The sequence below is a fragment of the Nocardia sp. NPDC059236 genome (assembly GCF_042754085.1).
In the GTDB taxonomy this organism is placed as follows: domain Bacteria; phylum Actinomycetota; class Actinomycetes; order Mycobacteriales; family Mycobacteriaceae; genus Nocardia.
On record NZ_JBHZAF010000017.1, the window covers coordinates 192,307 to 211,398 of the forward strand.

19 protein-coding genes and 1 rRNA gene are annotated in these 19,092 nt (G+C 69.5%); 15 read left to right on the forward strand and 5 right to left on the reverse strand.

The window, feature by feature from the left end; all coding sequences use genetic code 11:
* Positions 1-114: 114 nt before the first annotated feature.
* Positions 115-1,173 carry an NAD-dependent epimerase/dehydratase family protein gene (locus tag ACFXIV_RS35395; RefSeq protein WP_379402703.1) on the forward strand — a complete coding sequence of 353 codons (1,059 nt, stop codon included), beginning with the start codon at positions 115-117 and terminating at the stop codon, positions 1,171-1,173.
* Positions 1,174-1,188: 15 nt separating this feature from the next.
* Here ACFXIV_RS35395 and ACFXIV_RS35400 read toward each other — a convergent pair whose 3' ends face one another.
* Positions 1,189-2,574, reverse strand: a complete 1,386-nt coding sequence (locus ACFXIV_RS35400; protein ID WP_379402702.1) for a hypothetical protein — start codon at positions 2,572-2,574, stop codon at positions 1,189-1,191.
* 125 nt (positions 2,575-2,699) lie between these two features.
* Between ACFXIV_RS35400 and ACFXIV_RS35405 the strand changes: the two genes are divergently transcribed.
* The 4 genes from ACFXIV_RS35405 to ACFXIV_RS35420 are packed head-to-tail and all read left to right on the forward strand — an operon-like array spanning position 2,700 to position 5,810.
* Entirely contained in the window at positions 2,700-3,365 is a 666-nt protein-coding gene (locus ACFXIV_RS35405) for a glycosyltransferase family 2 protein (RefSeq protein WP_379402701.1), read from the forward strand.
* Positions 3,362-4,051: a DUF2064 domain-containing protein gene (locus tag ACFXIV_RS35410; RefSeq protein WP_379402700.1), complete on the forward strand. Its 690-nt coding sequence runs from the start codon at positions 3,362-3,364 to the stop codon at positions 4,049-4,051. The genes ACFXIV_RS35405 and ACFXIV_RS35410 overlap by 4 nt, the downstream gene beginning before the upstream one ends.
* Before the next feature lie 59 nt (positions 4,052-4,110).
* Positions 4,111-5,358 (forward strand): molybdopterin-dependent oxidoreductase, encoded by a 1,248-nt coding sequence (locus ACFXIV_RS35415; protein WP_379402699.1) that lies wholly within the window; start codon positions 4,111-4,113, stop codon positions 5,356-5,358.
* The gene (locus tag ACFXIV_RS35420) at positions 5,355-5,810 is read left to right on the forward strand and encodes a hypothetical protein (RefSeq protein WP_379402698.1); all 456 of its coding nucleotides are present in this window, start codon (positions 5,355-5,357) and stop codon (positions 5,808-5,810) included. The genes ACFXIV_RS35415 and ACFXIV_RS35420 overlap by 4 nt, the downstream gene beginning before the upstream one ends.
* Here the strand turns inward: ACFXIV_RS35420 and ACFXIV_RS35425 are convergent.
* Positions 5,737-6,768, reverse strand: coding sequence for a sensor histidine kinase (locus tag ACFXIV_RS35425; protein ID WP_379402697.1), 1,032 nt, complete (start codon positions 6,766-6,768; stop codon positions 5,737-5,739). The two genes, ACFXIV_RS35420 and ACFXIV_RS35425, sit on opposite strands and share 74 nt — an antisense overlap.
* Positions 6,758-7,471: a response regulator transcription factor gene (locus ACFXIV_RS35430; protein ID WP_379402696.1), complete on the reverse strand. Its 714-nt coding sequence runs from the start codon at positions 7,469-7,471 to the stop codon at positions 6,758-6,760. Before ACFXIV_RS35430 ends, ACFXIV_RS35425 begins: the two co-directional genes overlap by 11 nt.
* Before the next feature lie 285 nt (positions 7,472-7,756).
* Between ACFXIV_RS35430 and ACFXIV_RS35435 the strand changes: the two genes are divergently transcribed.
* Positions 7,757-8,965, forward strand: coding sequence for a low temperature requirement protein A (locus tag ACFXIV_RS35435; RefSeq protein ID WP_379402695.1), 1,209 nt, complete (start codon positions 7,757-7,759; stop codon positions 8,963-8,965).
* Between the two features lie 6 nt (positions 8,966-8,971).
* On the opposite strand, the gene ACFXIV_RS35440 is transcribed toward ACFXIV_RS35435, so the two are convergent.
* On the reverse strand, positions 8,972-9,691 hold the full coding sequence (locus tag ACFXIV_RS35440) for a DsbA family oxidoreductase (protein ID WP_379402694.1): 720 nt from the start codon (positions 9,689-9,691) through the stop codon (positions 8,972-8,974).
* Positions 9,692-9,870: 179 nt separating this feature from the next.
* On the opposite strand from ACFXIV_RS35440, the gene ACFXIV_RS35445 reads away from it, so the two are divergent.
* The 5 genes from ACFXIV_RS35445 (at position 9,871) to ACFXIV_RS35465 (ending at position 13,921) form a co-directional block, all read left to right on the forward strand.
* Positions 9,871-11,058, forward strand: a complete 1,188-nt coding sequence (locus ACFXIV_RS35445; RefSeq protein WP_379402693.1) for an NAD(P)/FAD-dependent oxidoreductase — start codon at positions 9,871-9,873, stop codon at positions 11,056-11,058.
* Positions 11,059-11,178: 120 nt separating this feature from the next.
* Positions 11,179-12,102 (forward strand): RNA polymerase sigma-70 factor, encoded by a 924-nt coding sequence (locus tag ACFXIV_RS35450; protein ID WP_379402692.1) that lies wholly within the window; start codon positions 11,179-11,181, stop codon positions 12,100-12,102.
* Between the two features lie 122 nt (positions 12,103-12,224).
* Positions 12,225-12,518: a DUF3761 domain-containing protein gene (locus ACFXIV_RS35455; protein ID WP_379402691.1), complete on the forward strand. Its 294-nt coding sequence runs from the start codon at positions 12,225-12,227 to the stop codon at positions 12,516-12,518.
* Between the two features lie 91 nt (positions 12,519-12,609).
* Positions 12,610-13,233 carry a DNA-3-methyladenine glycosylase gene (locus ACFXIV_RS35460; RefSeq protein ID WP_379402690.1) on the forward strand — a complete coding sequence of 208 codons (624 nt, stop codon included), beginning with the start codon at positions 12,610-12,612 and terminating at the stop codon, positions 13,231-13,233.
* A 112-nt stretch (positions 13,234-13,345) separates the two neighbouring features.
* The gene (locus ACFXIV_RS35465; RefSeq protein ID WP_379402689.1) at positions 13,346-13,921 is read left to right on the forward strand and encodes a Clp protease N-terminal domain-containing protein; all 576 of its coding nucleotides are present in this window, start codon (positions 13,346-13,348) and stop codon (positions 13,919-13,921) included.
* 6 nt (positions 13,922-13,927) lie between these two features.
* On the opposite strand, the gene ACFXIV_RS35470 is transcribed toward ACFXIV_RS35465, so the two are convergent.
* Positions 13,928-15,535 (reverse strand): 2-isopropylmalate synthase, encoded by a 1,608-nt coding sequence (locus ACFXIV_RS35470; protein WP_379402755.1) that lies wholly within the window; start codon positions 15,533-15,535, stop codon positions 13,928-13,930.
* A gap of 214 nt (positions 15,536-15,749) precedes the next feature.
* On the opposite strand from ACFXIV_RS35470, the gene ACFXIV_RS35475 reads away from it, so the two are divergent.
* From ACFXIV_RS35475 to ACFXIV_RS35490, 4 genes are all read left to right on the forward strand, one after another.
* Entirely contained in the window at positions 15,750-16,424 is a 675-nt protein-coding gene (locus tag ACFXIV_RS35475) for a FadR/GntR family transcriptional regulator (RefSeq protein ID WP_379402754.1), read from the forward strand.
* 104 nt (positions 16,425-16,528) lie between these two features.
* Entirely contained in the window at positions 16,529-16,954 is a 426-nt protein-coding gene (locus ACFXIV_RS35480) for a DoxX family protein (protein ID WP_379402688.1), read from the forward strand.
* Positions 16,955-17,170: 216 nt separating this feature from the next.
* Positions 17,171-18,451 (forward strand): tyrosine--tRNA ligase, encoded by a 1,281-nt coding sequence (gene tyrS, locus ACFXIV_RS35485; RefSeq protein ID WP_379402687.1) that lies wholly within the window; start codon positions 17,171-17,173, stop codon positions 18,449-18,451.
* Positions 18,452-19,007: 556 nt separating this feature from the next.
* Positions 19,008-19,092, forward strand: a 16S ribosomal RNA gene (locus ACFXIV_RS35490); the annotation flags it as partial.

Consider the following 19,092-nt stretch of genomic DNA (forward strand, 5'->3'; position numbering starts at 1 on the left):
TCCGGCGTGGCGATCTGGTCATATCTGACCGATTCCGCTGACCAAATCGTGACGAATCACGCGAGGTCGGCCAGTCCGTGCGCATTCCGGCGGCGGTCCATCCAGAATCGCCGCATGCGTGTACTTCTGACCGGCGCAGCCGGATTCATCGGCTCGCACATCCACCGCGCGGCACTGGCCGCCGGACACGAGGTCGTCGCGGCCGACTTCATGCTCGCCGCCGCCCACGGATCCGCCGCCGTGCCCCCGCCCGGCATCGCCCGGGTGGACGTGCGCGACCCGGACGCCCTCGGCGATCTCCTGCACGGCATCGATGTCGTCTGTCATCAGGCCGCCGTGGTCGGCGCGGGCGTCAGCGCCCAGGACGCTCCGGCCTACGCCAGCCACAACGACCTCGGTACCGCCGTGCTGCTCGCGGCCATGCACCGCGCCCACTGCCGCCACCTGGTGCTGGCCTCCTCGATGGTGGTCTACGGCGAGGGCCGCTACGTCGATTCGGCGGGCGTGCCCGCCGAGCCGGCCCCGCGTACCCGCACCGATCTCGACAACGGCCGATTCGACTACCGCGGCCCCGACGGCCGTCCCCTCACCTGGACGCCCATCGACGAGGACGCGCCCCTGCGTCCGCGCAGCCTCTACGCCGCCTCCAAGGTGGCCCAGGAGCACTACGCCATCGCCTGGGCCGCGGCCACCGGCGGGACCGTCACCGCACTGCGGTACCACAATGTGTACGGACCTGATATGCCCAGGGACACACCGTATTCCGGGGTCGCTGCCATCTTCCGCTCCGCACTCGAGGCGGGTGAGTCCCCGCGCGTGTTCGAAGACGGCACGCAGGCCCGCGATTTCATTCACGTCCGCGATATCGCGGAGGCCAATGTCGCCGCCCTCGAACACCCGCTGGGCGCGTTCACCCCGCTCAATATCGCCTCGGGTACCCCGATCACCATCGGCGAGGTGGCGGCCACCCTGGCCCGCGCCTGCGGCGGCAAGCAGCCCGTGGTGACCGGCGAATACCGCGCCGGCGACGTCCGCCACATCGTGGCGAGTCCCGAGCGCGCCCGCCGCTCACTGGGTTTCGTCGCCGCCGTCACCCCGAGTCTGGGGCTCGCCGAATTCGCGACCGCGCCGTTGCGCTCCGCCGCCGGGAACGGGGCCCCCACCTGGCGGTGAATTCGGCTGCGGCGATTACCAATTCGTCAGGATCAGGTGGTTGACGAGCAGCGCCCCCGCGGCCTGCGCGGCGAGCCAGAAGCGCGTGCTGTGGCGGGGGAGCAGCGCGGTCGCCGACAGTGCCCACACATCGAACGGCAGCCAGATGCGTTCGGTCTCGGCCTTGCTCAGCCCGCTGATGTCCGCGATGAGGATGGCGGTGATCCCGGCGGCAGCCAGTAGCGCCGCCGGATCGACGTGGGAGCGCCAGCGCGAGAGCCAGTTCCGCCACGGCTGCACCGGCAGGATGTCCAACTCGACCAGCACCCGGCTGCCCGCGGCGGCGGTGGCCAGCCCCACCGCGCACACCGTCGCCGCGAGATTGCCCCAGACCCAGTACGAGTAGGGCCGCTCGCTGGCAATGCCCTGGTAGTAGCGCTGCACCACGAGGTGATAGCCGGTGAGCCACCAGAACCCCGCCGCCGCGAAGACTGCCACCACCGCCAGCGCACCCGCGAGCGCCGGCAGCGCGGGCCGCAGCGACCGGGCCAGCAGCACCGCCGCGGCCGGAATCACCATGAGCGCCAGGCCGTAATTCAGGAAGAGGGTGAACCCGAACAGCACTCCGGACGCCAGCGCGAGCAGGACCCAGCCGCGCTCCAGCCGGGTCGCCAACGCCAGCAATGCCACCGACCAGGCGCCCACCCCGGCGAAGAGCCCGTCCGCGGAGACCGCGATCCAGATGACCGCGGGCATGAGCGCGAGGAAAGGTGTTGCGGCCCGGGCCCGATGCTCGGATCCCAGCGCCCGGATGGCGAACGGCACCGCCGCCGCGGCACTGGTCCCGACCAGTACGCACAGCAGTCCCGCCCAGGCTCCGCCGCCCAATCCGATCCGGTCCAGCAGCACGAACACCAGCAGCGCGCCCGGCGGATGCCCGGACACGTGGGTGGTCCACGAATCGGGCTGGAAATCCAGGATGCGCCCGGAGAATCCGCGCAGCATGGCCCCGATGTCGTGCACTCCGCCGACCTCGTGCAGGTACTCGTCGCGGGTGGTGAGCCGCCCGGCGAAGCCGCGCTGCCAACCGTCCACCATGGCCAGCGCGAACGCCCACGCCGCCGCCGTCGCCCACGCCGCCACCAGCAGTCGTCCCCACGACAGCCGCCGTGCCAGATCGGGGCCGAAGCGCACCACGGCCGCGGCGAGGGCGACGGCCGGCACCGTGCCCCACCCCAGATGCGGCAGCCAGCCACCGAAGATCGGCGCGGCCTCGGCGTAGAGCCGGTCCCGCCAGGGTTTGCCCTCGATTCGCGGAAACATAAAGGCGGCAAAGACCAAGAGGAGAGCCGCGAGCGCGCAATAGCCGTCGACACGGGTGGAGACGTAGCGCGCGACCCGGGTCGCGGAAGCGTTCGCCATGCCGGAAACCCTAGGCTCCGAAACCCGCCGGAACTGTCCGGATCGCCATTTCTCCTGCTCTTGTCATACTTTCGTCATGCGTGTCCCGGGGTCGGAAAACCCCGATTGGCCGTACGGTCGAGGCCATGACCGAGTTGGACTCCGTACCCGGGGTCACGGTGGTGATCCCCTGCCGGGACGAAGCGGAAGCGCTTCCCGGCGTACTGTCAGCAATTCCGGTGGGCTATCGGGTGATCGTGGTGGACAACGGCTCCACCGACGGCACCGCCGAGGTCGCGCGTGCCGCCGGAGCGACCGTGGTGACCGAATCGACCCCCGGCTACGGCAGCGCCGTGCACGCCGGCGTCGACGCCGCCCGCACTGAACTGGTCGCCGTCCTGGACGGCGACGGCTCCCTCGATCCGGGCGAACTTCCGCGGCTGGTGGCCGAATTCGGTCCCGGCGTCGACATGGTGGTCGGCCGCCGCCGCGCGGCGGTACCCGGTGCGCAACCCCTGCATGCGCGAATCGGCAACTGGGCCTTCGCCTTCCGGTTGCGGCGCCGCTACGGCCTGCCGGTGCACGATATCGCCGCCATGCGGGTGGCCCGCCGCGAACGCCTGCAGGCGCTCGGCCACCTGCACGCCCGCTCCGGCTATCCACTCGCCCTGCTCACCGGTGCGGCCCGCGCGGGCTGGCTGGTGCTGGAGCGCGACATCACCTATCGGCCGCGGACTCACGGCGAGTCCAAGGTCTCCGGTTCCTGGCTCGGCACCGCGCGTGCCGCCCGAGACTTCTGGAGCGTGCGATGAACCCGACCGATGTCCCCGCCACCATGCTCGTGGTGGCCAAATCGCCCATCCCCGGGTTCGCCAAAACCCGTCTCACACCGCCGTTCTCGCCGGTGGACGCCGCCTACCTGGCGGCCTGCGCCCTGCTCGACACGCTGGACGCGGTGCGCGGGAGCGGCATCCGGCACAGCGTCGTCGCCTGGACCGGCGACCTCGACCGCGCCGAGCGTTCGGTCGAACTGGCCGCCGCCCTGCGCGAGGTGACCGTGGTGCCGCAGCGCGGCGACAGCTTCGGCGAACGCCTTGCCAACGCCCACGTCGATGCCGCCGAGTTCGGTGTCCCGGTGCTGCAGATCGGCATGGACACCCCGCAGGTCGACGCCGACCTGCTGAACCGCTCGGCGGCGCGCCTGGTGGCCACCGGCGATACGGTCCTCGGCCCCGCGGCGGACGGCGGCTGGTGGGCCCTCGGTCTCCCCGAGCCGCGCCCGGCGCAGCTGCTCACCGACATCCCCATGTCGACCGCCCGCACCGGCGAGCTCACCGCAACAGCCCTGCGCCACAGTGGATTCCGAGTCCACTCCCTCCCCACCCTCACCGATGTGGACAGCTATGCCGACGCCGTCTCCGTGGCGGCCGTGTCCCGCGGCCGCTTCAAATGCGCCGTCGCCGACCTGGTGACCGCGAAAACCCCCGCCCCACTCTGAGATTCGAGCTTGGAAAGGAGCCCGCGGCGGCCGCCCGACCCGGCCCCGCCGCGGACGCCATGTCAGAACCCACCGCACCACCCGATAAACCCGCACTGCCCGGCGGGCCGGTCCAACCCGGCGGAGAAGGGGCCGGGCCGCTCCAACTGTTGCTACCGGTCGCGCTTTCCGATCGGCTGAGTCCCGCCCGCTCCACGGCCGTGGCCGCGCGGACGGGCATTGCCCTCGGCGTCGGCCTCACCATCCTGTTCGTGACCGGCCTGATCAGCCACCTGATCCAGCATCCGCCGGACTGGTTCTGGTGGCCCGCGCATCCGGTGTGGCTGTACCGGCTCACGCAGGGCACGCACGTGACGGCCGGGGTCATGATGATCCCGCTGCTGCTGGTGAAGTTCTGGTCGGTGTATCCGCGGTTCTTCATCAAACCGTCTTTGCGGCGGGGACTTCCGGGCGCGCTGGAGCGGCTGTCGGTGGCAGTGCTGATCGGCGCGGTGCTGTTCGAGATCGTGACCGGGCTGTTCAATACCGCGCAGTTCTACCCGTGGAAGTTCTTCTTCACCACCACGCATCACGCCATGGCGTACGTGGCCTTCGGTGCGGTCCTGGTGCATCTGGCGGTCAAGCTTCCCGTTGTGCGGCAAGCGCTTTCGCGGCCGATCGAGAATCCTGTCCCGGCTGCCGACCAGACCGGAGAATCGGAACGCGCGCAGCCGGGTGTTTCGCGGCGCGCGGTGCTCGTCGCGGCCGGGCTGGGCACGGTCGTGGCGGGCCTGGCGGTGGCAGGGCAGTCGATCCCGTTCCTGCGCTGGGTCTCCCTGCTAGCGCCACGCAGTGGCGAAGGCCCGCAAGGTGTTCCGATCAACCGGACCGCCACAGCGGCCGGAGTCATCGAGACCGCCCGCTCACCGCAGTACGCGCTGACGGTGAAAGTCGGTGGCCGCGAACACAGTTTCTCCCGCGCCGACCTGGAGGCCCTGCCGCAGACCGACAGCGGACTGCCCATCGCCTGCGTCGAGGGCTGGAGCGCGCAGGGCCACTGGTCCGGTGTCCGCCTGCGCGACCTACTGGCCCGGGTGGGCGAATACGGGGGTGGCGACGTGCGTTTCGTGTCCCTGGAGACGACCGGCATCTACGGTTCGTCCGTCCTGCCCCGCACCCACGTGGTGGATGCCGCCACGCTGATCGCCCTGCGCCTCGATGGCGAAGACCTGGCCCTCGACCACGGTTACCCCTGCCGCCTCATCGCACCCAGCCGCCCGGGCGTCCTGCAGACCAAATGGCTGAAATCGATCGAGGAACTGCCGTGACGATCACCCGAATCCTGCTGGGCGCGCTGGGCATCGGCCTGGCCGCGTACGGCGTCGAACTGCTGTTGAAGATGAGCACCCCGGACCTGCACTCGGTCGCGATCTGGTTCATCGGCGTCGTCCTCGCCGAGAACCTGGTCTTCGGCCCGGCCGCGGCCCTCGCCGGCGCGCTCGGCCGCCTCGTGCTCCCCGCCCGCTGGTGGCCCGCCTACGCCGTGGGCGCGTTCATCAGCCTGGCCCTGATCCTCATTGCCGTCCCGGTGTTCGGCCGTGAGGGCGCGGTCCCCGGCAACGCCACCATCCTCAACCGTGACTACACGGTCGGCCTGCTGGTCGCGCTCGCCGTGGTCTGGGCGGGGGTGGCCGCCTACCTGCTGTTCACCGCCCGGCGGTGGTCAGCAGTGGCAGCCGGACCTCGAATCGCGCACCGTCGGAACGATTCTGCGCGGTGATGTCCCCGTGGTGTGCCGCCACCAGCCCGGCGGCAATAGCCAATCCCATGCCGCTGCTGCTGCCGAGTTCGGCCGCGCCGGGGGAGCGGGCGGAGCTGCCGCGGTACGCGACCTCGAAGATGCGCGGCAGATCGGCCTCGGAGATGCCGGGCCCGGTGTCGTCGACCCGGGTCCAGGCGTGCCCGTCGTCGGCGCCCGCCGAGATATCGATGCGCCCGCCGGGCGGGGTGTGCGCGATGGCATTGGCGACCAGGTTGGTCAGTACCCGGCCCAGCGCCCGATCGCTGCCCGCCACCACGATCTTGTCCTCGGGTTGCGTTGCGGCCAGGGTGATCCGGGCGCGGTCCGCCGTCGGCCGGTTGGCCGCCAGCACCTCGTCGATGAGCTCGCGCAGATCGACCGGCTCCATCTGCAGCCGCAGCGCCCCCGAATTGATCTTCGACATCTCGAACAGGTCGTCCACCATCGCGGAGAGCCGATTCGTCTCGCGCACAATCTGGTCCGCGTACCGCTGCACATCCTCGGGACGCGACACCACCCCGTCCTGCAGCGCCTCGCCCATGGCGCGAATCCCCGCCAGCGGGGTGCGCAGGTCGTGGCTGACCCAGGCCACCAGCTCGCGCCGCGACCGTTCCGCCGCGCGCTCCTGCTCGAGCATCTCGCGCTCCCACACCGTGGCGCGGGCCTGCTCGCAGCCGAGCAGAATCGCCGCGGGTACCGTGACGGCGGTGACGACGGCCAATACCACTGCCGTGCGCTCGAATTCGGCCCCGAACATGAGCCCGCTCACCGCCACCACCCCGCACAGCGTGGCCAGCGTCGGAATCAGCACCAGTACGGCCATGCTCGTGGTCATCGCGCGATTGCGGGTGTAGCGCAGCAACAGTGCGCCGATCACCACCACCGGCAGCGTGCCGGCCAGCGCGTACCCGATCAGCCCGGGCGTATCAGTCGGCACCGGACACCTCCTCGGTTCCCGGATCGGTACCGAGATCGGCGCGGCCCCAGGCATATCCGCGACCCCACACCGTCTCGATCCGATGGGCGGCGCCCAGTTTGGCGCGCAACCGCTTCACGTGCACGGTGACCGTGGACAGATCGCCGAAGTTCCAGCCCCACACCTCGGCGAGCAATTCCTGCCGGCTGAAGACGCGCCGCTGGTGCGCCAGCAGGAAGGCCAGCAGATCGAATTCGCGCGCGGTCAATTCGACCGGCGTTCCACCCGCCACCACGGTCCGCGCCGCCCGGTTCAACTCCACCCCGTCCCCGCGCAGCACCTCGTCGGCCACCGGCTGCGGATGCGCGCGCCGCAGCACCGATGCCACCCGCAGCGCCAGCTCGCGCGGACTGAACGGCTTGGTCACGTAGTCGTCCGCCCCCGCCTGCAACCCGACCACCCGATCGTCCTCCTCGCCGAGCGCGGTCAGCAGAATGATCGGCGTCTCCGGATGCGCCCCCGCCCGCACAGCCCGCGTCAGATCGATCCCATCCGGCGCCGGCATCATCACATCCAGCACCGCCAGGTCGATCTCGTTCCGGGCCAGCACGGCTGCGGTCGCAGGCCCGTCCGCGGTCTCGACCACCTCGAGCCCGTCCCGCTCCAGATACCGCCGCACCACCTCGCGCACCACGGGATCGTCATCCGCCACCAGAATCCGCATCTCCCCACCCTAGGCGGCGTCGAACCGCGAATCACCTGGTCCGAGCCATTCCCGCAGTCGCCGTCACAGTTTCGTCACCACCGCTGACCGGCTCCAACGCCCCTGCGGACCTACCGTCGAACCATGAACCCCGCACCCGCCGAGCTCCGCGGGTTCGCCGCGGTCACGGTATCGGGGCGGCCGATCGCCTGGCCGGCGCGGCGCTGAGCGCACCGAGCGCGGGATCGTCGGGAGGGCGGCCGGGCGCAGGCGGCGGCCGGAGCCGGGCGGCTCTACGCTCTGGACGTGACCAGCGATATGTCCGGCCCAGCCGGCGAGGTCGAAGCGGAAGGCGGACAGGTCCGGGCCTCGACCCTGGAACTGTTCTTCGACCTCGTCTTCGTCTTCACCATCACCCAGCTCGCCCACGCCTTCACCCACCATCCCGGGTGGTCCGAGCTGGGGCATGTGGCGCTCATGTTCGCCATCATCTGGTGGATGTACGGCGGGTATGTCTTCCTCACCAATGAGGTCGCCCCGAGCAATTCGTCGCGCCGCACCTTCCTGCTCATCGGCATGTTCGGTTTCTTCGTCATCGCCCTCGCGATTCCGAGTGCGTTCCAGGGTTCCGGGCTGGCCTTCGGGCTCGGGTACTTCGTGATCAACACGGTGCACAGCGTCATGTTCGCGAGGTCGGGCAGCCGGGGGGCGAGCTCCGCGATCCTGCGTCTCGCGCCGCTCAATGCCGTGTCCGCGGCGCTGGTGCTGGCGGGCGGCATCGCCGAGGGCTGGGTGCGCGCCGTGCTGTGGATGATCGCGGTCGCGGTGCAGGTGGTCTCGCCGTACCTGGCCCGCACCGAGGGATTCATCATCCGCCCCAGCCATTTCTGCGAACGCCACGGTCTGGTCGTGATCATCGCGCTGGGCGAATCGGTGGTGGCCATCGGCGCGAACCTGACCGGTATGGACCTCACCGTCGGCCTGGTCGCGACCGCGGGCCTCGGCCTCACCCTCGGATATGTGCTGTGGTGGGCCTATTTCGGCTTCGACGACGAGCGCGGCGAGCACCGGCTGCGGGCACTGCGGGGCGACGCGCGCGTCCGCGCCGCCGTACTCGCCTACGGCTATTCACTGTTCGTGCTGGTGCTCGGCATCATCCTGACCGCGGCCGGCATCTCCATGACCATCGCGCACGGCAACCAGCCCGCCAGTACGGCCGCAGCACTGGCGCTTTCGGGTGGCGTGGCCCTGTTCCTCCTGGGCCAGTGCCTGTTCCGGCTGGCCCTCGGTCTTCCCCACCCGGGCCTGCGATTCATCGCCGCGATCGCCGTCCTGGCCACCGCTCCGATCGGGATCGCCTGGGTGGCATGGGGACAGCTCGTGGTCCTGATGCTGGTCGCCTACGGCTTCGTGATCGCCGACGACCTGCTCCGACTCCGATCCGGGGAGCGCAGCGCGTACCTGCAGGACATCTCGGGGTTCGGGCACCGGATCATTCGCGACGGCGATCGCTAGCCGCGCTCAATCCCGTTGCGGCAGCGCGCAACCGTCGGGACCGCAGGCCTCGCCGTCCGCGACGATCTCGAGCTCCGGCGCGTGATCGCTCCAGGCCCGTTCCAGCGCCTGCGCGAACACCTCCGACGGCTGCGCGCCCGACACCCCGTACTTGCGGTCGAGCACGAAGAACGGCACGCCACGCGCGCCCAGCTGGGCGGCCTCGGCCTCGTCGGCACGCACCGCATCGGCGTAGGCCTCGGGGGCCGCGAGCACCTCGCGTACGGCGGCCTCGTCGAATCCGGCCGACACCGCGACCCGAACCAGCCGTTCGGTATCTCCGAAAAGCGGCTCCTCCTCGGCGAAGTTGGCCGCGTACAAGGCATCCAGCAGCTGCTCCTGCTTGCCCTTCTCGAGCGCGAAGTGCAGCAGCCGATGCATGTCGAAGCTGTTGCCGAAGTCCCGTCCCGAGGTCAGATAGGGCAGCCCGACCGCCTCGGCCTGCGCCCCGATGCCGCGCTCATTGGCGGCGGCCTGCGCCTCGCTGATGCCGTACTTCTCCGCGATGTGCGGCACCACCGCGTCGCTGTGATCCCGGGGCAACGTCGGGTCCAGCTCGAAGGACCGGTGCACCACCGACACGGCATCCCGATGCGGGAACGCCTCCAGCGCCTCCTCGAAACGCCGCTTGCCCAGATAGCAGAACGGGCAGTTGATATCGGTCCAGATCTCGACCTGTACGGCCATCACACCTCACACTCCGACGCTGTTTCCGCAGGCCGGATGGTCCGGCCACCCCTCTGCCAACCGGCGACCGGGCCCGAATGTTCCGCTGTGACCCAGTTCACAATGGTGGGTTGTCACGTTCCGCGGGGCTGTCCTGTCTCATGCCCGACCCAGCAGGAACGAGCCCCACGGAGCCGACCATGAACGCCACCACCAACACTCACCGAATCGTCGTCCTCGGCGCCGGCTACACCGGCATGCTGGCCGCCATCCGCCTGGCCCGCCGCACCCGCAAGCTGGACGCCCACATCACACTGGTGAACCCCTCGGAGCGCTTCACCGAGCGGCTGCGCATGCACCAGATCGCCGCCGGGCAGGAACTGGCCGAGCACCGCATCCCCGCGCTGCTGGCCGGTTCGGGCGTGGTCTTCCACCGCGCGGCCGCCGTCGCCATCGACGCCGAGGCCCGCGTCGTCACCCTCGACGACGCCACCGATCTGCCCTACGACACCCTGATCTACGCCCTCGGCAGCACCACCGACACCTCGATCGTGCCCGGCGCCGACCACCACGCCTGGACCCTCAACGATCCGCGCCAGGCCCGCCGCTGCTCGCACCGGCTCACCGAAATCGCCGCTGCCGCAGGCACTGTCACCGTGGTCGGCGGCGGTCTGACCGGTATCGAGGCGGCCACCGAGATCGCCGAATCGCACCCGGGCCTGACCGTCACCCTGATCAGCGCCCAGGAACCCGGCCACATGATGGGCGACAAGGCCCGCGGGCACCTGAACCGCGCCCTGGACCGGCTCGGCATCGTCCGCAAGGTCGGTGTGCAGGTCACCAAGGTGCTGCCCGATGCCGTGCGCCTGACCACCGGCGACCTGATCGCCTCGGACCTGACCCTGTGGACCGCGGGCGTGAAGGTGTCGCCGCTGGCCGCCCAGGCCGGAATCGCCGTGGACGAGCGCGGATTGATCGTCACCGACACCACCCTGCGCTCGGTCTCGCACCCGGAGATCCTGCCCATCGGCGACGCCGCCGCGGTGCGCATGCCCTTCGGCGTGCTGCACGGCACCTGCCAGAGCGGGATGCCCACCGCCGCCTACGCCGCCGACAGCCTGGCCCGCCGGCTGCGCGGAAAGACCGTGAAGCCCTTCCGTTTCGGCTACATCCACCAGCCGGTGAGCCTGGGCCGCAAGGACGCGGTCATCCAGTTCACCAAGGCCGACGACACCCCGCGCCGCTGGTACCTGAAGGGCCGCGCCGCCGTCGCCTACAAGGAGCAGGTCAGCGGTAGCCCGGTGCCGGTGTACAAGATGAGCAAGCACATGAACATGCAGGTGCAGTTCGCCAACGGCGGCCGCGCCACCCGCGCGATCGCATGCTGAGATCATCGAAACGACCCGAACGTCTCTCCGGTTCGCGTCCGCCCAGGTAGCCGGGATATCGATGCGATATCCCGGCCCGCCGATGGATTCATTTCACAAGACCCGGTAGGTATGAGTCCCATGCAGGACCACACGCCCGACCAGCCCGTACCCGCTGCCCGGCAGGACGATTCGATCGATCCCTTCGTCGCCCACCGCCGGCTGCTGTTCGGCACCGCGTACCAGATGCTCGGCACCGTCACCGACGCCGAGGACATCCTGCAGGACGCCTGGATCAAATGGCACGAGGTGGACCGGGACACGGTCACCCACCCCAAGTCCTATCTGGTCCGCACCGTCACCAATCTGGCGCTCAACCGCCTCACCTCGGCGCGCGCCACCCGCGAGACCTATGTCGGGCCGTGGCTGCCCGAACCCCTGCTCACCAGCACGGCCGACGCCGCAGAGGAGACCGAGATGGCCGACACCGTGTCGACCGCCATGCTGGTCGTCCTCGAAACCCTGAGCCCGGTCGAGCGCGCGGTCTTCGTGCTGCGCGAGGTCTTCGGCTATTCGCATGCCGAGATCGCCGGTTTCCTGGACCGCCCCGAGGCCACCGTCCGCCAGATCTCGCATCGCGCCCGCTCCCACGTGCACTCGCGCCGCCCGCGCTTCGACACCGACGTCTCGATCCGCTCGGAGGTCACCGAGAAGTTCATGGCCGCGGCCCAGGGCGGAGATGTCAACGCGCTCATGGAACTGCTGGCCCCCGACGTGACGCTGTGGAACGACGGTGGCGGCAAGGTCACCGCCGCCCGCCGCCCGCTCTACGGTCCCGACCATGTGGCTCGCTGGATGCTCGGCGCCATGGCCAAACCGATCAGCGCGGGCATCCGCCTCGAATCCGCCTACATCAATGGCGAACTCGGCGTGCTGGCCATGATCGGCGACTACCGTGTGGGTGCTCTGACCTACGACATTCGCGATGGTCACATCGAAAACATTCGCTTCCAGGTGAATCCGGACAAACTGGCCGGTATTCAGCAACAGGGTGGCGCCGAATAGGTCGCCGAATCGGTCGGTCGACAGGAATCCGGCGTCGCGGCGATAGCGGTCCCGTACTGTTCGGCGCTCGTCGGGGGCATCCGCTCCCGTTTCGACACCGCTACTCTGCAAGGGAATTCGTAATGATCGGCTATACCAAGCGCCGTGTGGCGCGACACATTCTGCCCTGGGCCGCCGCGGCCTTCATCGGTGCGAGCAGCGCGCTCGCCGGTCCCGCGGTCGCCGCGCCGGTGCTCCACACCGCCTGCGCTGCCAGCGAATACGAGAACGTGAGCGGCGCCTGCGTGCCGCGCCCGGAGGAGTCTCCCACGGTCCCGGACGGGGCTACCGCCCGCTGCAAGGACGGCACCTACAGCTTCAGCCAGCACCGCAGCGGCACCTGCTCGCACCACGGCGGCGTCGCAGCCTGGCTCTGAGCACCGCTCCGGCTCCGGCCACGCGGTAACCGGCCCCGCACGGCCGTCCCGGCACTCCGGGCGGGACGGCCGTGCGGAACAATAGGTCGGCGTGAGTGCCGAAGAGCTTGCCGTCGAACCACTGTGCGCCGCGCGGCGCCTGCTCGGCAGCACGCTCTGGTCCGGGCCGGTGGGCCTGCGCATCGTCGAGGCCGAGGCCTACGGGAGCGACCCCGCCGGCCCGTGGCCCGACCCGGCCGCCCACTCCGGCCGCGGCCGCACCCCACGCAACGCGGTCATGTTCGGCCCGCCCGGCGTGCTGTACGTCTACTTCAGCTACGGCATGCACACCTGCGTGAACGTCACCAGCGGTTCCGACGGCGTCGCCAGTGCCGTCCTCGTCCGGGCCGGGGAGATCATCGCGGGCCACGATCTCGCCCGCACCCGCCGCCCCGCCGCCAAAACCGACGCCGATCTGGCGCGTGGCCCCGGCAATGTCGGCAGCGCCCTCGGAATTCGCCTGGACGACTACGGAACTCACCTCTTCGACCCGGACGCGCCGATTCGCTTGGAACTCGGCCCCGAGATCACCGATCCCGCTGCCGTATCCGCCGGTCCCCGGGTCGGGGTGAGCCTGGCCGCCGACCGTCCGTGGCGCCTGTGGCTGCCGGATTCCCCGGCGGTGTCGACCTACCGTCGCAGCCCGCGCGCTCCCAAGCTGGATCGTTCCGCCTAGTCCGGATCGGTCCGCGCGCCGGGCGGGATGCGGCGCACCGGAGTTCGTATCGGCGGGCGGACCGGAGGACTACGGTGGACGAATCGACCGCTCACCCTAGGTGGAATAGCCCATGTTCGAACGGTTCACCGACACTGCCCGCCGCGCCATCGTGCTGGCCCAGGAGGAGGCCCGCCTGCTCGGGCACGACTGGATAGGGACCGAACACCTGCTGCTCGGCATCCTGCACGGCGGTGATCCGATCGCGGGGCAGGCCCTCGCGGACGTGGGCCTGGACCTGTCCGGCCTCCGCGAACGGGTGAACCAGGCGGTCGGCGTCCAGGAGAACGGTGCCCACGCCGGGCACATTCCCTTCACACCCCGCTCGAAGAAGGTGCTGGAGATGTCGCTGCGCGAGGCAATGCGCCTGCAGCACAACCACATCGGCCCCGAACACCTGCTGCTGGCCCTGGTCGCCGAGGGCTCCGGCGTGGCCTCCCAGGTCCTCATCAGCGAGGGCGCCACGGCCGACGACCTCCGCGACCGGATCGACGCCCGCATGGCCGCGAGCCCCGGCCCGACCGGCGTGCCCTCGGCCGAAGCCGAACTCCGCCAGCGCATTACCGAACTCGAACACCGGGTGGCCGAACTCGAACGCCGCCTGGACGGCCCCGGCACCGGGACCGTCCTCGGCGACATCATCGGGTAGCTCCGGCTACACGCCCAGCGGTACCGCCCGGGCGGCTCGCTCCCCGGCCGCCAGCACTGCGGAAACCGTGGCGCGGGCGGAGGTTTCACCGGTACCGAAGGCCCAGGCCACGCCACCGTCCGTCCGGTACTCCAGGTAGGCGACGGCCGGATCGACTCCGGCGCGGTCCACGCTCTGATGCGTTACCGACAACACCTCGACCGAGAACCCACGCCGGCCCAGCAGACCGATGGCGTCCTCGACCGTCGCATCGGCGGGGATGCCCGAATCGGCCGGGCCCCCCGCGTAGGTCGCGGTGAACAGCTCCCACAGCGTCCGCGCCGACACCTCGGTCCCGGTCCGGTCGGTGTGGTGCTGCACGTGGCGGGCGAAGTCGATCTGCAGGCGGCGCGGCAACTCCAGGCCGTACTCGGTCTCCAGCAGGTACGCGATCCCGCCCTTGCCGGACTGCGAATTGACCCGGATCACCGCGTCGTAGGAGCGGCCGACATCGGCGGGATCGATGGGCAGATACGGTACCTCCCAGGCGATTTCACGTTCGGGCCGCCGCAGCCGGGCCGCCCGCTCGCGATGCTCGGCGAACCCCTTCTTGATCGCGTCCTGATGCGTCCCCGAATACGCCGTGTACACCAGATCACCGGCGTAGGGATGGCGTTCGTGCACCGGCAGCCGCGTGCAGTACTCCACGGTCCGCCGCACCTGGTCGATATCGGAGAAGTCGATCATCGGATCCACGCCCTGCGCATGCAGATTCAATGCCAGCGTCGCCAGATCGACATTGCCCGTGCGCTCCCCGTTGCCGAACACGCACCCCTCGACCCGCTGCGCCCCGGCCAGCACCGCCAACTCCGCGCACGCGATCCCGGTGCCGCGGTCATTGTGCGGATGCACCGACAGGATCACGCTGTCGCGCCGCGCCAGATTCCGGTGCATGTACTCGATCTGATCGGCGTATACATTCGGCGTCGCCACCTCGACCGTCGCGGGCAGGTTCAGCGTCACCGGCCGCTGGGGCGTGGCGTCCCACAGGGTCGTCATGCGGTCGCAGACCTCCAGCACGAAATCCGGTTCGGTCAGCATGAACACCTCGGGCGAGAACTGGAACCGGACATTCGGCACGTCCCCGGCCAGTTCCAGCACATCGCGCCCGCCGGCCGTGATCAGCTCGGCCAGCTCGTCACGGGTCTTGCCCAGCACCACATTCCGCCAGGTAGGCGCGGTGGCGGTGTACATGTGGATGACTACATCGTTGGGAATGCCGCGCACCGATTCCACGGTCCGCTCGATCAGATCCCGGCGCGCGGGGGTGAAGACGACGATGGTGACGTCCTCGGGAGCCAGCCGCTCGGCCCCGATCAACCGCACGAAATCGAAGTCGGTCTGCGAGGCGCTCGGATAGCCGACCTCGATCTCCTTGTAGCCCATGGCCACCAGCAGTTCGAAGAACCGCCGCTTGCGGTCGGGATCCATCGGCTCGGCCAGGGCCTGATTGCCGTCGCGCAGATCCACCGGCACCCACAGCGGTGCGGTCGTGATCCGGTTGGCGGGCCAGGAACGTTCGGTCAGCGGCACCGAAACCCGTTGGTACACATCGCGATACCGATGCGAGGGCATGACGGACGGCTGCTGACGATTCCAGCTCGGGGGAGTGCTCACGGGAGATTCGCTTTCGCGTCGGAGGAGGTGACCGGCGCAGCACAGCGAGCCCGCTAGCGGGGTGCCGGTCGGTCAGACCCCGCCGCGGCGGTGAAGGAGAAGCAGGGCACCCAGAACCATGTGGACTAGACTAGAGGGGATTCACTCCTCAGACAAGTAGAGAGGCCGAGCAATAGTGGCGCAGGTACAGAGGCATCCGCTCGCCGCCCAGGCCGCCGAGGTCCTGCTCTCGCGAATTCGCGCGGGGGAGTGGCAGCTGGGCCACCGCCTCCCCGGCGAGACCACGCTCGCCGCCCAGCTCGGCGTCGGCCGCTCGACGCTCCGCGAGGCCATTCGTGAACTCGCGGGTAAGGGCGTGCTCGAAAGCCGCCAGGGCGCTGGAGTTTTCGTCACCGCCCTCGATGTCGCCGAGGACTGGGACACGGTGCTGCGCCGCTCGGACATCGTCACCGTCATCGAGGCCCGCATCGCCATCGAGGCCGAGGGCGCCGCCCTGGCCGCCCGCCGCCGCACCCCCGCCGACCTGCGCGCCATGCTCCGCGCCCTGGCCGCCCGCGCCGAAAGCGGCGATTCCGTCGAGGGATTGGTCGACGCCGACACCGCCTTCCACCGCACGGTCGTGGCCGCCGCCCACAACGACATCCTGCTCGAGCTGTTCAATGCCTTTGTCCCGCGCTCGCGCCACGCCATGATCGACATGCTCCGCATCCGCCCCATGCGCGATCCGGCCACCGACCACGACGCGCACGAGCACCTCTACGACGCCATCCGCGCGCGCGATCCCGAGGCCGCCGCGACCGCCAGCCGTGTCCACCTGACCGCGCTCAGGGCCGCCTTCGAGCCATAGCCAAAAAAATTCTCCCGAGCGGCGATGAGTTTCCGCGACGGCCCCCGTCCTAGTGAGCAAGCGAGTTCGACACCGAACCGACAAGCCCCGGAAGGACATTCGACATGACCGCCATCGCCGCCACCCCGACCGTCGCCATCACCGCCACCCCGAGCAAGCTCCGCAACCGCGTGCTGTGGACCCTGCAGATCGTGCTCGGCCTGTTCTTCATCGTCGCCTCCGGCCTGCCGAAGTTCGCGGGCCAGGCCGACGCCGTCCGCGTCTTCCACCAGATCGGCTGGGGCGACTGGTTCCGCTACTTCACCGGACTGGTCGAGGTATCCGGCGGCATCGGCCTGCTGGTCGCCCGCCTGAACGGTCCCGCCGCCGCGGGCCTGTCCATCACCATGGTGTGCGCCGCCGCCACCCAGGCCTTCGTCCTCGGCTCCCCGGCCCTGGCGGTCTTCCCGCTCGTCCTGGTCGGCGTCTTCGCCTGGATCGCCTACGAGCGCCGCGCCTCCTTCTCCACCTTCACCAACCTGGTGAAGTGACCCGAACAATCGCTCGACCCCTGCCCGTCGCCGACGAGACTCGGCGACGGGTTTCCTCGTATGTCACGCGACAACTGATTTCGTTGCGACCGGGGTAACTCGTCGGGGACGGCCAAAATTGTCTTGGCTCTCCACCGGTGGCCGCATGCAGTACTGGCGACGGCACCAAGGCCGGGCGAAAAAGTCGCGGAGAGGCGGAATGGAAAGATAGGGACCGTGAGCGGCGACATCATCGATGAACTGACCTGGCGCGGGTTGATCGCGCAGTCCACCGACCTGGACGCCCTGCGTGCGGCCGCGGCCAAGGCCCCGATCACCCTCTATGCCGGGTTCGACCCGACCGCGGCCAGCCTGCACGCCGGACACCTGGTTCCCCTGCTTGCGCTCAAGCGCTTCCAGCGCGCCGGCCACCGCCCGATCGTGCTGGCCGGTGGCGCGACCGGCCTCATCGGTGACCCCCGCGACGTCGGCGAGCGCACCATGAACTCCACCGACACCGTCGCCGAATGGGCCGGCCGCATCCGCTCCCAGCTCCAGCGCTTCGTGGATCTGGACGGCCCGAACGCGGCGATCATCGCCAACAACATGGACTGGACCGGGTCGCTGAGCACGGTCTCGTTCCTGCGGGACATCGGCAAGCACTTCTCGGTGAACGTCATGCTGGCCCGCGACACCGTCAAGCGCCGGCTGGAGTCGGACGGCATGTCCTACACCGAGTTCAGCTACATGCTGTTGCAGGCCAACGACTTCCTGCAGCTGCGCCGCGAATACGGCTGCACGCTGCAGGTCGGCGGTTCCGACCAGTGGGGCAACATCATCGCGGGCGTGGAGCTCAACCGCCGGGTCGACGGCGAGCACGTGCACGCCCTCACCGTCCCGCTGGTGACCTCGGCCGACGGCAAGAAGTTCGGCAAGTCCACCGGCGGCGGCAGCCTCTGGCTGGACCCGGAGATGACCAGCCCCTACGCCTGGTACCAGTACTTCGTGAACACCGCCGACGCCGACGTGGTCCGCTACCTGCGCTGGTTCACCTTCCTCTCCCGCGAGGAACTCGACGAGCTCGAGAAGGCGACCGCCGAGCGCCCCTTCGCCCGTGAGGCCCAGAAGCGACTGGCCGCCGAGATGACCACGCTCGTGCACGGCGAGGCGAACACCCATGCGGTGCAGCTGGCCAGCCAGGCCCTCTTCGGCCGCGGCGATCTGCGCGAGCTCGACGAGTCGACGCTGTCGGCGGCCCTGGCCGAATCCGCGGTCGACGGCAAGGTCGCCGAGGCGACGGGAACCTCCACCATCGTGGATCTGCTGGTCGACTCGGGTCTGTGCGAAGGCCGCAGTGCGGCCCGCCGCGCGGTCAACGAGGGCGGCGCCGCGGTGAACAACGAGAAGGTGTCCGATCCGGAGTGGACCCCGTCCGACGCCGACTACCTGCACGGACGCTGGCTGGTGCTGCGTCGCGGCAAGAAGAACTTCGCCGGCGTACGCCGCGCTGCCGACTGACCGGATCGCCGATACCGAAACAAGATCGAAATGACCTGGGTCACAAACCAGTGGCCAAGGTCGCCGATCGCCCCGGTCAGCAGCCCGTTTACCAGCGCAAACGACTCCGCGACCAGCGGATTTGACCTCGCGTTATCCGCCGCGTAACTTAGTCCAGGTCAGAGCGACACGGACACCGACCGGGACCGAAACGCCCAGCTCAGAGGCTGGAAATCATCGGAAGCGGATACGAGGTTGGACGAGGAGCGCCGGACACGAACACGCCAGCCAGAAAATTGGCCCTTGACTCTGCGGAGGCTCGCGGCTAGGCTGGAAAAGTTGCCTCGCAGGACATCCAATCAACTTTGGATCGATTGCTTGTGCGTGTGTTCTTTGAGAACTCAATAGTGTGTCGATGAATGTCAGTGCCAAATTTTGAAATTTGGTTCCGATTCTCACCCCCCGTGTGAGGGTCGGACATTTAAGTCGGCTAATTTCCAGCCGGCTATTTTTGCTAGGTTTTCGGACTCTGGTTCGAGATACTTCTGATTCGCCCTTCGGGGTGATTCTAGAGTCTTCAACGGAGAGTTTGATCCTGGCTCAGGACGAACGCTAGCGGCGTGCTTAACACATGCAAGTCGAGCGGTAAGGCCCTTCGGGGT